Raw genomic sequence first — 12264 nt, 5'->3', positions numbered from 1 at the left:
GGGCTGTTTTTCAAAAAAGAGCCGCTAAACGCCTTTCCGCTTACAGCACCTTAAAGCGCTCAAAAGCCAGCCGCTCCAGTTCTGCCTGGTGCGAGGGGTGCGCAATCCTGATGAGCTCTTTCGCGCGCTGGCGCAGGTTCTTGCCGTACAAATCCGCAATCCCGAATTCTGTGACAATATAGCGTACGTGGGCCCGGGTGGTGGTCACGCTGGCCCCAGGCTTGAGCATGTTCACAATCTTAGATTCGCCTTTGTTGGTGATGGACGGCAGGGCGATGATAGGCTTGCCGCCTTCAGACAGGGCCGCGCCACGCATAAAGTCCATTTGACCGCCCACCCCGGAGAATTGGTACGTTCCAATACTGTCGGCGCAGACCTGGCCGGTGAGGTCTACTTCAATGGCGCTGTTGATGGCCGTGGTTTTAGGGTTTTGCCTGATGATGGACGTGTCATTGGTAAATACTGTCTCCTTCATGACCACCGCCGGATTGTCATGAAGAAAATCAAAAACCCGCTGCGAGCCGTTCACAAAGCAGGACACAATTTTGTGCTTGAGCACTTTCTTGCGGGCGCCGGTGATAATGCCTTTTTCCACCAGCGGAATGATGCCGTCTGAGAACATCTCAGTATGGATGCCCAAGTCCTTATGGTTGGTGAGCTGCGCCAGCACCGCGTCTGGGATGCCGCCAATGCCCATCTGCAAAGTGGCACCGTCTTCCACCAAAGAGGCCACCAGCTGGCCAATCTGGGTTTCCACCTCGCCGGCAGGTTTGTTCGTGTGCTCCGGCAACGGCTCGTCTACCCATACCTTCGCATGGAACTTGCTGATGTGCACCACCCCATCGCCGTGCGAACGGGGCACCCTGGGGTTCACTTCCGCAATCAGGATTTTAGCGGTCTCTACCGCAGACAGAGCCACGTCTACAGACGCGCCCAGGCTACAGAAACCATGCGCATCTGGCGGTGTTACCTGTACCATAGCCACATCCAGCGGCAGAATATTGCGCCGGAACAACAGCGAAATCTCGCTCAGGAAAATGGGGATGTAATCTGCCGTGCCTTCGTTCAGGGCCTGCCGGATGTTACCGCCCACAAAACAGGCGTTGGTCTTGAAACTGCCGGTGTGCTCTGGGTAAGTGTAGGGGGCGGGGCCTTCGGTGTGCATGTGAATAAACTCCACCTCGCGCAGCTCGGGACCGCGGGCAGAGATGGCATTCACTAAGCGCAGCGGCGTCATGGCGGCACCGTGCACAAATACCCGGTCACCGGACTTGATGAGTTTAACGGCTTCCTCAGGGGTGGTATAGTCAGGTTGAAGAGACATCTGTTATCTGAATGGTTGAAATGCTTTCTACGAAAATCTGCCGCAAAGATTTTCCTTTCCCACCTTCCCAAAAATGACAAAGGCCAGCATGGGAGCTGGCCTTTGTCATTTTATGCCCTTTTTGGAAAAACAGGCGCTAAACGCAATCTCTCATCTATAGATCAAAAGATGCTTAGAGTTTCTGGGTGAGGTATTGTTTCAGGTCAAACCCAATGTCCTGGCGGAAGTAACGGTCTTGCCACTGGATATTGGCGGCGGCGGCGTTGGCTTTCTCCAGCGCATCTTCCATGTCCTGGCCCAGGGCGGTCACGGCAATCACCCGGCCTCCGTCTGTCACAATCTGTCCGTCTGCGGCTTTTTTGGTACCGGCATGGAAACAGAAAGAATCCTGCGGCATCACCTGGTCCAGTCCCTGAATAGGGTGGCCTTTGGCATAGTCCTCGGGGTACCCGCCCGAAACCAGGAAAATAGTGGTAGCCGAACGCGGATCTACGCTCAACTGGAACTGCCCCAACTCATGGTCATGCAAGGCTTTGAACAGCTCAAACAAATCTGACTGAATGCGCGGCAGAATAGCCTCCGTCTCAGGGTCGCCTAGGCGCACGTTGTACTCAATCACGTACGGATCGCCGCCGGAATTCATGAGCCCGATGAACAGGAACCCCGAGTACGGGATTCCCTCCTGCTGCAACCCGCGCAGGGTAGGCTCAATCACGCGCTCCCGCACTTTGGCCATGAACGCATCATCTGCGAACGGAACGGGAGAAATGGCCCCCATGCCGCCGGTGTTCAATCCTTGGTCTCCTTCGCCAATGCGTTTGTAGTCTTTGGCCTCCGGCAGCAGCACGTACTCTTTGCCATCGGTCAGGATGAAGGCCGAGAGTTCTATGCCTTGCAGGAATTCCTCAATGACCACTTTGCTGCCGGCACTGCCAAACTTGTTGTTCTTGAGCATGTCTGTAAGGGCAAGCGCGGCTTCTTCCTGATTTTGCGCAATCACCACTCCTTTTCCGGCGGCTAGGCCATCGGCTTTGAGCACCACCGGGTAGGCATGGTTTTGCAGATAAGCCAACCCCTGGTCAAAGGTCTCTGGTGTGAACGTCTGGTACTGGGCCGTAGGAATGCCGTACTTGAGCAGGAACTGCTTGGAGAAATCTTTGCTGCCTTCCAATTGGGCACCGGCTTTGCGCGGACCTACCACCAAAATGTGCTTGAGGTATTCGTTCTCGGCGAAATAATCGGCGATGCCTTCCACCAGGGCGGCTTCCTGCCCTACTACCATCATCATGATGTTGAAGTCAGTCGCGAATTTCGCCAGTTCCTCAAAGTTGGTGATGGCAATATCTACGTTGGTGGCGATTTGGGCGGTACCGGCGTTCCCGGGCGCTACAAAGATCTGCTCACAGTAAGGGCTTTGGCTAATTTTCCAGGCTAGGGCGTGCTCTCGGCCACCCGCTCCTATTATCAGTACGTTCATACAGGCATGGTTTGCGCTCAAGCGAGGCTCAAGCAGGTTTTACTAATGTGTGGCTGCGGCTGTTTTGGGCAAGATTTGAGAAAAACGGCCCCTAAACAGCCCGCTGCAAAGGAAATAAAAAAGCAGGTGTTGCCACCTGCTTTTTTAATTTCGGCTAAGAATTAATTTGCATACTTAGAGAGGAACTTGATGCGCATGAGGCGCAGGTCGTCCTCGGTATAATCGTCGGTGCCGAGTTCCTTAATGGCCTCGGCCATGTTGTCTGTGGTAGCGTGCATGAAATAGTCAATCACCTCCTGCTGACGGTCCTCGTCCAGTACCCCGTTGATGTAGTAGTCCAGGTTGAGCTTGGTACCGGAGTAGCAGATGTGCTCTATTTCCTCAATCAACTCAGGCATGGTAAGACCTTTGGAGCTGGCAATTTCCTCCAGGTCCATTTTCTTGTCTATCTGCTGGATTACGTAGATTTTGAGCTTAGACTTATTCACCGTGGTTTTCACCACTACGTCGGCGGCTGTGACAATGTCATTTTCCTCTACGTACTTAGAGATGAGTTCCAGGAACGGCTTCCCAAACTTCTGCACCTTGCCCATGCCCACGCCGGCAATGTGCGCCAGGTCTTCTTTGGTGGTGGGGTACGTGGTAGCCATTTCCTTGATGGATGGGTCCTGGAAGAGCACGTACGGCGGCAGGTTCATTTCCTTGGCCAGTTTCTTGCGCAGGGCTTTGAGCATGTCAAAGAGAACAGCGTCATGCCCGGCCGCGGCCTGGGTTTCTTCTTTTTCTTCTTCCTGTTGCACCTCTTCGTCAAAGTTATGGTCCTTGGCAAACTTGATAGCGTGCGGGCTCTGAATGAACTTCTCTCCCTTCTGGGTGATCTTCAGCGTCCCGAAGTTCTCAATATCTTTCTCCAGATAGTCAAATAACAAGGCTTGGCGAAGAATAGAGTTCCAGAACTGTGGCTCCTTCTCTTTCCCTACTCCAAATACCTCCAGTTGGTCATGGCCGTAGCTCTCCACGTACTGGTCTTTGAGGCCGATGAGCACGTGCACTAAATGATCTATGGCGAAGCGTTGGTTCGTCTGCACTACGGCCTTAAGCGCGTAGGTGAGCTCCTGCTCCGCCTCAAACTTCTCTTTAGGGTGTACGCAATTGTCGCAGAAACCGCAGTCTTTATCGTACTGTTCGCCAAAATAATGCAGCAACTGACGGCGGCGGCACACGGCTGAGTCTGCGTACGCCGACATTTCCTGCAACAGCAGTTTGGAGTTGTCGCGCTCGGTAACAGGCTTGTCTTTGCTGAACTTCTCCAGCTTTACAATATCATCGTAGCTGTAGAACATGAGGCAGTTGCCTTCCAGTCCGTCGCGGCCGCCGCGGCCGGTTTCCTGGTAGTAGCCCTCAATGGATTTAGGCGTATCATAGTGGATCACGAAACGGACATCGGGCTTGTCAATCCCCATTCCGAAAGCGATGGTGGCCACAATCACGTCTACGTCCTCGTTCAGGAACGCATCTTGATTGGCCATGCGCACGTGGGAGTCCAGCCCGGCGTGGTACGGCAGTGCCTTGATGTCATTCACCTGCAGCAGCTCAGCAATCTCCTCTACTTTCTTGCGGCTGAGGCAGTAGATGATCCCGCTTTTGCCTTTGTGCTTCTTAATGTACTGAATGAGCTGCTTCTTGGTGTTGTGCTTGGGCCGCACCTCATAATACAGGTTGGTACGGTTAAAAGAAGACTTGAACACAGAGGCATCATCCATCTGCAGGTTTTTCTGGATGTCTAGCTGCACCTTGGGCGTGGCCGTGGCCGTGAGCGCAATGATGGGCAGATTGCCTATGTTGTCTATAATGCCTCTGATCTTGCGGTACTCAGGCCTGAAGTCATGGCCCCACTCAGAAATACAGTGGGCCTCGTCAATGGCCACGAAGGAGATGGTGGCCTGCTTAAGGAAATCCAGGGTGTCTTCCTTGGTCAGAGATTCTGGGGCTACGTACAATAATTTCACCTCGCCGCTCACGGTTTCCTTCTTCACCTTGTTCATCTCTGCCTTAGACAGCGTAGAGTTCAGGAACTGGGCGTTTACCCCAAAGGCGTTCAACTGGTCTACCTGGTTCTTCATGAGCGCGATAAGCGGCGAAATCACAATGGCGGTACCTTCCATGGCCAACGCGGGCAACTGGTAGCAAAGCGACTTACCAGCCCCCGTGGGCATGATCACAAAGGTGTTTTTACCGGCCATGATGTTCTCTATAATCGCCTCCTGGTTGCCCCTGAATTGACTATAGCCGAAAACTTCCTTTAATTTGTTCTTTAATGATGCTTGTTTTACTAACATGTAATATGCTTGTTGTGAGAAACAAGTGTTTGTACTATCTGTTGTTGTCTTGTCTAATACAAATCTAACTTGAATATCACGAAAAATATCAAAAGCATCGCAAAAAAAGTGTTGCAGGAGGAAGCAGCCGCGATTCTTCAACTCGCCGACTATATTAATAGTGACTTTGAGGCTTGCGTGGAAGCCATTCTCGCCATCAAGGGCCGGGTAGTGGTGACGGGCATTGGCAAAAGCGCCAATATTGCCGCCAAAATGGTGGCCACCCTCAACTCTACCGGCACCCCTGCGCTGTTCATGCACGCCGCCGATGCCATTCACGGGGACCTGGGTATGATCCAGGCCGAGGATTTCGTGATCTGCCTCTCCAAAAGCGGCAACACACCAGAGATAAAAGTGCTGGTTCCGCTCCTTAAGCGCAAAGGAACTCCTTTGGCGGCCTTGGTTTCCAACACAGATTCCTACCTGGCCCAGCAGGCCGATTTTGTTCTGGATGCCACCATTGAGCGTGAAGCTTGCCCCAACAACCTGGCCCCTACCACCAGCACCACCGCCCACCTAGCCTTGGGCGATGCCCTGGCCGTTTGCCTCCTGGAGTCCCGCAATTTCAGCAGTGAAGACTTTGGCGCTTTACACCCGGGCGGCTCCCTGGGCAAGAGACTCTACCTTAAGGTGTCTGACCTTTACGCACTCAATGCCGCCCCGCAGGTGAAAGAAGAGGCTACCCTCAAGGAGATCATCATTGAAATCTCTTCCAAGCGTTTGGGAGCCACTGCGGTTTTGGATAATTCTGATAACTTAACCGGTATCATCACAGACGGGGACCTGCGCCGCATGCTCTCCAACTTTGACAACCTTTCCGGCATCACCGCGTCTGATATCATGACTCCTGCTCCGCTTACCATTGACAGTGATGAGTACGCCGTGGAAGCCTTGGCCATGATGCAGAAGAAGAACATCACCCAGCTGATAGTAACCAAAGGCGGCACCTTCGCAGGATTTGTGCACCTGCATGACCTATTGAAAGAAGGACTAGTATAACATGAACCAAAATACTTATGTAGTGATCATGGCGGGCGGCATTGGGAGCCGGTTCTGGCCGTTTAGCCGGGTAAACCATCCTAAGCAGTTCCATGATGTGTTGGGTATTGGCGAAAGCATGATCCAGACTACCTATAAACGGTTTAACGGTGTCTGCCCCCCAGAGAATATTTACGTAGTAACCCACCGTGACTACATCAACTTAGTGCAGGAACACTTGCCGGAACTGCCCGAAAGCCAGATTCTGCAGGAGCCCATTGGCCGCAATACCGCCCCCTGCATTGCCTACGCCTGCTATAAGATCGCGAAGAAGAACCCCGGTGCCAACATTGTGGTGGCTCCCGCAGACCACGTGATCCTGCGCGAAGAAGCGTTCATCAGCTGTGTGAAGGAAGGATTGGAGGCTACCGCCAAAGACGACATTCTGGTCACTTTGGGCATCAAGCCCACCCGCCCAGATACCGGCTACGGCTACATCCAGTTCATTGATGACCAGCACAACGCGCTTAAGAAGGTAAAGACCTTCACTGAGAAGCCTTCGCTGGAAATTGCCCAGATGTTCTTGGACAGCGGCGAGTTTGTTTGGAACGCCGGTATCTTTATCTGGAACGCCCAGACCATTCTCAAGGCCTTCCGGCAGCACCTCAGTGACATGGCCGAGACCTTTGAGGAAGGCATCTCCGTGTTTGACACTCAGGATGAGGAAGCGTTTATCAGCAGAGCGTACTCCCATTGCCGCAACATCTCCATTGACTACGGCCTCATGGAGAAAGCTGACAACGTGTTCGTGATCTTGGGCGACTTTGGCTGGTCTGACCTGGGCACCTGGAACTCCCTCTACAGCCTGTCTGAGAAAACCACCGAAGGCAACGTGATTGACGGCAACGTGCTCCTGTATGATGTCAACAACTGCATTGTGAAAACTCCGCAGGACCACCTGGTGGTGGTGCAAGGGCTTCAGGATTACATTGTGGCCGCCCATGATAATATTTTCATGGTCTGCCGCCGCGAAGATGAACAGAAGGTGAAAGACTTTATGGCAGATGCCAAAGCCATAAAAGGACAGAACTTCATCTAAGGAACGTTCTGCCGAAAAAAAGGAGAGGCCCGCAACAAATTAGTGGGCCTCTCCTTTTTTGCCTTTTGCGTTTAGGGGCCGTTTTTGAAAAAACGGCCCCTAAACGCAAAGAGCCGGTGCGTTCAGAGAACGCACCGGCTCTTTTTTTGACTTATAGAAAATACTTAGGCTTCTTTCCTTTGCCGAAGTGCTTCGTACAGAATAATACCGCTGGCCACTGACACGTTCAAAGACTGCACCTGCCCCAGCATCGGGATTTTCACGCGCAGGTCTGCCCGCTTCAGGTACTCCGGTGAAATACCGTCTTCCTCACTGCCCATGAGCACGGCTACCGGACCGGTAAGGTCTACGCCTGCATCTGTGAGATCATCTTCGGCTTTCTCGGTACAGGCCACCACCCGTATGCCAGACTGTTTCAGGAAGTGCAGGGTTTCTTTTAAGTTGGCTTCGCGGCAAACCGGAATCAGGTTAAGGGCACCCGCCGAAGTTTTAAGGGCATCGGCGTTGATCTGCGCGGCCCCGCGGCTCGGGATCACAATGGCGTCTACGCCCATGCATTCGGCGTTACGGGCAATGGCCCCAAAATTCCGCACATCGGTTACGCGGTCCAGCACCAGCAACAAGGGGTCTTTGCCTTTCTCAAAGAGCGAAGCCACAATTTCGTCTAAAGGAGAATAAGAGATCGCGGACAGGTACGCCACCGCACCCTGGTGATTCTTGCGGGTGAGCTGGTCCAGTTTCTCATTAGGCACCAGAGAAATAGGAATCTGCGCCTCGCGGGCCAGCTCCGTGATCTCTTGACTGATGCTGTGCTTGGCTCCTTTTAGCAGATAGATCTTCTCCATGGTTTTACCGGCGTGCAGCGCCTCCAAAATAGGGCGCAGTCCGAAGATCATTTCCATTTTATCGGCTTTGGGCTGGCTGTAGTACCTGGGCTTTCCGCCGCCATCTCTATCTCTGTAATTTCTATTCTCCATGAATGTAATGCGTTGCTTGGCAACCAGTCTTACGTTGCCCTTCTGAATGAAGGACAAAGGTAACCGTATTTCCGCAGAAAATCGTCAGTCTGGTTTCGGTGGAGTTGAGGAAGCGAGACAAGCCCACAATCTCTTTATGATTTGGCCAAACTATGGGTTTGCGTTTAGGGGCCGTTTTTGGAAAAACAGCCCCTAAACGCAAACCCCCAAGCAAAAAGAAAGGCCGGTTGAAGAACCGGCCTTTCTTTTTGCTTGGGCAGAAATTATCTGCTCATCTGGCTGTAATGCTGCATGAATTTCTGTTCTATCTCTGTGGCCTTCTGCGTCATGCCCACCTGCCGCGACACCTGAATGAGCTGCTGCATGATGAACAGGTTAATTCTGATCTCAGTCTCAAACATAGAGTTTTGGGTGAAGTAATACCGCAGCGCTTTGTCTGCTCTGTCAGACATGACGTTCACAATCTCCTGCGCCCGCTTCTGGTCTCCCACCTCGTATAACGGCACCACAAACGGCGGCACGTAATAGTCATACGGGATGGATTTGTCTGGCAGTTGCGTGAAGCAGTAGTCCATCACCTTTTTGGCCGTGGCTTTATCACCGGCTTTCAGGTACTCCAGCGTTAACTGGTAATATTTGTCACGGGCGTTGGCCGGGAAGCGCAGGTAGTTCTCGTCATAGAAAATGTCTTCGCGGTCAAGGTTTCTCCAGGAGAACTTGGTCATCATGTTGTTGTACATGATGTCTTTGGCAATGTAGCCCGTCTGCTCTGGGTTCTTGTTCAGGACCGGCACCACGCGGTACGCCAGGCCTTCCAGCTGCAGGTAATTGTCAAGCCCCATAAAGTCTGAATTGTCTGCCGTGGTGGAGAAATACACAGGGCGCTTCCAGTTGTTGTTGGCCAGAAGATCCAGAATGGCCAGGTGCTTTTTCTCCAGGCCGCCCTTGTTGATGGTCCAGCGCATTTGGCTCACCACTGAATCTTGATAACCGGGTGCCACCGCATTGGCTGCCAGCACCGCCTGTTTGTCTACGTTCAGGAAGAAGTTCTTGGTAGGGAAAGACAGGTAGGTACGGCCGGCACGGTCACCAATCTGCAGGGCCTGGTGGTTTTGTTTCACCAGTTGGATGTACTGCTTCAGGTCTATGCCACCGGCTACTTCCGGACGCTCTACGTACGGCAGATAGTCGTTTATTCCCTGGCGGTAGTTCTCATTCTCCAGACTCATAGGGAACGGCTCAGACTTGTAGGCCTGGCGTTTCATCTGGTCTAGGTACCAGTCTGTGTTCATGTAACTGAGCACGGCCACGCGCACATCGGTCCTGAAACCTTCCACTTCCTGCGCGTACCACAGCGGGAACGTGTCATTGTCGCCGTTGGTGAACAGGATAGCATTAGGCGCCACAGAGTTCAGTAGGTTCTTGGCTGAATCTACGGAATGGTAACGGTCTGAGCGATCATGGTCGTCCCAGCCCTGGGCCGCCATCACACCCGGAATCAGTAACCCTACCACGGTAGCCACCACACCAGCCAACACATCAGACTTAAGGGTGCGGCGCAGGAAATCGGCGATGGCCAACACGCCTAAACCAATCCAGATGGAATAAGCATAGAACGCACCGGCAAAGGTGTAATCCCGCTCCCGCGGCTCAATAGGCGGCTGGTTCAGGTAAATGACAATGGCGATACCGGTAAAGAAGAACAATAGTCCTACCACGAAGGCATCGCGCTGCTTTCTTCTGAGTTGGAAAACAAGGCCGATGATCCCCAACGCGAACGGCAGCATGTAGAAATTGTTCCGGGCTTTGCTTTCGGCTACGCGCGACGGTAAACCATCATTCCCTTCCCACGGCCACAGCACACCGGACTGCTGAATATCTCCCTCGCGACCCACGAAGTTCCAGCCGAAGTACCGCCAGAACATGTGCCCCATCTGGTAGCTGAACAGGAAGTCAAAGTTCTGGCCCATGGTAGGTTTCTGGCCTTCCTGAATATTCACCCATTTTTTGTACTGGGCAATGTGCCCCGGCTGGTTGCTGTACAGACGCGGCAGCAGCGTTTTGTCTTTGGAATCATAAACCGGCTCAATTTTGCGGCCTACCTCTATATACTTGTCTTCGCCTTTGATGTATTGCGCGGCACCTTCTTCCTGGTCTACCGGCTCTGCGTTGAACTGAGGCCCGAACAGCAACGGACGGTCACCGTACTGCTCCCGCTTAAGGTAAGACACAAAGCTCACAATGTTCTCTGGGTCATTCTCGTCAATGGTTGGGTCATAGCCCGACCGGATAGGGATGATGAGGTAAGAAGAATAGCCAATCAGCACGAAGATGAAGCTCAGCAAAGCCGTATGCAGGGCACGGTTGCCGGTTCTGATGGCGTAACGCACCGCCCAGACAATAATCCCAATGAACAGCGCCACGAAGAAAATCACCCCTGCCCCAAACGGCAACCCGAAGCTGTTCACAAACATCACCTCAAAGCTTCCGGCAATAGAAGGCAGACCAGGGATGATCCCTACCAGCACCACGCCCAAGATGAGGGCACTTACCACCAAGGTGATGATGGCCCCTTTATTAGAATATTTTCTAAGGCGGAAGAAGAAAATGAACGCCAGAGCTGGAATAGCCACCAGGTTCAACAAGTGCACCCCAATGGAAAGGCCCACCATGTAGGCGATCAGGATAAGCCATTTATCAGAAACGGCATCATGGGCGCGGCTTTCCCACCGCAGCATGGCCCATACCACAAAGGCAGTGAAGAAGGAAGAAAGCGCGTATACCTCTGCCTCTACCGCCGAAAACCAGAAGGAATCTGAGAACGTGAAGGCTAAAGCCCCAACAGTAGCCGCCCCCATAATGGCAATGGTCTGCCCCAAGGTTGGCTCCACCAACGTTTCTGTAACAGGGGTTGCCGCAGAAGATAGTCCTGCTGGAGTTTTAGGAGTTGGCACCAATAATTTACGGGCCAGTATGGTGATAGTCCAGAAAAGGAACAGTACCGTGAAGGAGCTGGAAAGCGCAGAAAGTAAGTTCACCCACCAGGCCACTTGCGAAGGATCACCCGCAAACATAGAGAAAACACGGCCCAGCAGCAGATAGAAAGGAGCCCCGGGCGGGTGTGGTACTAACAGTTTGTAAGAGCAGGCAATAAATTCTCCGCTGTCCCAGAAACTGGCCGTTGGCTCCAGGGTAAGTACATAAACGATGGTAGCCACCGCAAATACCAGCCAACCCACCAGATTGTTGATCCGATTGTATTGCAACATGATATGATTATGATTGAACTCTCGAAATTAGCAATTTTCTGAACGTATCGCCTCTTGGCAGCCCAATAAATAAAAAAAGAGCCAGCGTAGGCTGGCTCTTTCATAACTGGAAGCAGGCAAGAATTATTGCGGCTGCAGAATAAGTCGTTTGGTTTCCACCATCTTCTCGTTCACCAAAAGACTGTAGAAATAAATACCGGCGGGCAGCGGAGAAAGGTCCACCACAATAGTTTCTGTGGCCGAAGGCTGCATTACGGGAATCTCTTTGTACACCTTGCCAATGGCATTGGAGATCCTGATTTTGTAGTGGTCATCTCCCAGGGAACTCAGGGAAATCTTGGTCACCCCTCTAGACGGGTTTGGATACGCATTGAGCGAAGGAATCAATTTGGATTCTTTGATGCCCTGGGTAGAGCTCAACTGCCGGGTTACGGCAGTGTAAGAAGGCGTCACATTCCGCACCCCGGGCTTCACAGCCAATGCACTGTTTCCCTTTTTAGTAAGATACAGAAAAGGCGAGTACTTTTTGGCGTTAGGGTTATAAGAAGGAAAATTCAGCGCTGGCAAAATTCCTAGATCCGTAACGGTTAACCCAGACGCGGAACGCCAGTTCAGGAAAACAGTGTCAGATTTGGACGTATCCGCCACTCGGGCATTTACGGGCAACCCACCTGGTACAACCCCTAAAGAGGCTGCTTTACTGCCTACCACCAAGCCCAAGGCTAAAATCCCCAGGAAAACACGAGTAAAAATTTTCATACC

The 12264-nt window shown here is 52.5% G+C and carries 8 protein-coding genes; 2 read left to right on the top strand and 6 right to left on the bottom strand.

All coding sequences use genetic code 11. The features are described from left to right. Positions 1–40: 40 nt before the first annotated feature. From EFA69_RS06840 to recQ, 3 genes are all read right to left on the bottom strand, one after another. The gene (locus EFA69_RS06840; RefSeq protein ID WP_123132361.1) at positions 41–1324 is read right to left on the bottom strand and encodes an acetyl-CoA hydrolase/transferase family protein; all 1284 of its coding nucleotides are present in this window, start codon (positions 1322–1324) and stop codon (positions 41–43) included. Positions 1325–1496: 172 nt separating this feature from the next. Then, positions 1497–2801, bottom strand: a complete 1305-nt coding sequence (purD, locus tag EFA69_RS06835; protein WP_123132360.1) for a phosphoribosylamine--glycine ligase — start codon at positions 2799–2801, stop codon at positions 1497–1499. A 161-nt stretch (positions 2802–2962) separates the two neighbouring features. After that, on the bottom strand, positions 2963–5140 hold the full coding sequence (gene recQ, locus EFA69_RS06830) for a DNA helicase RecQ (RefSeq protein ID WP_123132359.1): 2178 nt from the start codon (positions 5138–5140) through the stop codon (positions 2963–2965). Between the two features lie 69 nt (positions 5141–5209). On the opposite strand from recQ, the gene EFA69_RS06825 reads away from it, so the two are divergent. Both EFA69_RS06825 and EFA69_RS06820 read left to right on the top strand, forming a co-directional pair. Further along, on the top strand, positions 5210–6178 hold the full coding sequence (locus EFA69_RS06825; RefSeq protein WP_123132358.1) for a KpsF/GutQ family sugar-phosphate isomerase: 969 nt from the start codon (positions 5210–5212) through the stop codon (positions 6176–6178). Between the two features lies 1 nt (position 6179). Beyond that, positions 6180–7256: a mannose-1-phosphate guanylyltransferase gene (locus tag EFA69_RS06820; RefSeq protein WP_123132357.1), complete on the top strand. Its 1077-nt coding sequence runs from the start codon at positions 6180–6182 to the stop codon at positions 7254–7256. Between the two features lie 164 nt (positions 7257–7420). On the opposite strand, the gene rlmB is transcribed toward EFA69_RS06820, so the two are convergent. The 3 genes from rlmB to EFA69_RS06805 form a co-directional block, all read right to left on the bottom strand. Then, a complete protein-coding gene (rlmB, locus tag EFA69_RS06815) occupies positions 7421–8233 on the bottom strand; it encodes a 23S rRNA (guanosine(2251)-2'-O)-methyltransferase RlmB (RefSeq protein WP_123132448.1) in 813 nt (270 codons plus the stop codon). Positions 8234–8496: 263 nt separating this feature from the next. Continuing rightward, complete coding sequence (locus EFA69_RS06810) at positions 8497–11502, bottom strand: glycosyltransferase family 117 protein (protein WP_123132356.1); 3006 nt, start codon at positions 11500–11502, stop codon at positions 8497–8499. A 123-nt stretch (positions 11503–11625) separates the two neighbouring features. Then, entirely contained in the window at positions 11626–12261 is a 636-nt protein-coding gene (locus EFA69_RS06805) for a T9SS type A sorting domain-containing protein (RefSeq protein WP_123132355.1), read from the bottom strand. Between the last annotated feature and the right edge of the window lie 3 nt (positions 12262–12264).

Origin of the sequence: Rufibacter immobilis (assembly GCF_003721565.1) — a bacterium.
Classification (GTDB): domain Bacteria; phylum Bacteroidota; class Bacteroidia; order Cytophagales; family Hymenobacteraceae; genus Nibribacter; species Nibribacter immobilis.
The sequence above is the reverse complement of the archived record's forward strand: the minus strand, read 5'-3'. Positions and strand labels throughout refer to the sequence as shown.

What these genes read in the sequence shown, in the direction of transcription:
- EFA69_RS06805 (WP_123132355.1), bottom strand. Translation starts at nt 12,261, where the DNA reads ATGAAAATTTTTACTCGTGTTTTCCTGGGGATTTTAGCCTTGGGCTTG.
- EFA69_RS06820 (WP_123132357.1), top strand. Translation starts at nt 6,180, where the DNA reads ATGAACCAAAATACTTATGTAGTGATCATGGCGGGCGGCATTGGGAGC.
- recQ (WP_123132359.1), bottom strand. Translation starts at nt 5,140, where the DNA reads ATGTTAGTAAAACAAGCATCATTAAAGAACAAATTAAAGGAAGTTTTC.
- EFA69_RS06810 (WP_123132356.1), bottom strand. Translation starts at nt 11,502, where the DNA reads ATGTTGCAATACAATCGGATCAACAATCTGGTGGGTTGGCTGGTATTT.
- rlmB (WP_123132448.1), bottom strand. Translation starts at nt 8,233, where the DNA reads ATGGAGAATAGAAATTACAGAGATAGAGATGGCGGCGGAAAGCCCAGG.
- purD (WP_123132360.1), bottom strand. Translation starts at nt 2,801, where the DNA reads ATGAACGTACTGATAATAGGAGCGGGTGGCCGAGAGCACGCCCTAGCC.
- EFA69_RS06840 (WP_123132361.1), bottom strand. Translation starts at nt 1,324, where the DNA reads ATGTCTCTTCAACCTGACTATACCACCCCTGAGGAAGCCGTTAAACTC.